The sequence below is a fragment of the Pseudomonas sp. HY2-MNA-CIBAN-0224 genome (genome assembly GCF_040310285.1).
Classification (GTDB): Bacteria; Pseudomonadota; Gammaproteobacteria; order Pseudomonadales; family Pseudomonadaceae; genus Aquipseudomonas; species Aquipseudomonas helleri.
Genome location: NZ_JBEOPQ010000473.1, coordinates 1 through 276, shown reverse-complemented (window position 1 = coordinate 276; position 276 = coordinate 1). Strand labels below are relative to the sequence as shown.

General features: G+C 46.7%; 1 protein-coding gene. It reads left to right on the top strand.

The genetic code is table 11. From position 1 onward, the window contains the following. On the top strand, window positions 1-276 hold a 276-nt coding region (locus tag AAEZ03_RS27215), incomplete at both ends, for a citrate/2-methylcitrate synthase (protein WP_350582947.1).

Below are 276 nucleotides of genomic sequence, written 5' to 3'. Positions count from 1 at the left end.
CATCTACATCGACCGTTCGTTTAGCCGGTTCTTCAGGTGCTAACCCATTTGCATGTATTGCGGCGGGTATTGCTTCGTTGTGGGGCCCCGCTCATGGTGGTGCTAACGAAGCTTGTTTAGACATGTTAGAAGAAATCGGTTCTGTTGATCGCATTCCTGAATTTATCGAGAGAGCAAAAGACAAGAACGATCCATTCCGTCTAATGGGCTTTGGTCATCGTGTTTATAAGAACTTTGACCCACGTGCTAAAGTGATGCGAGATACCTGTCATGACG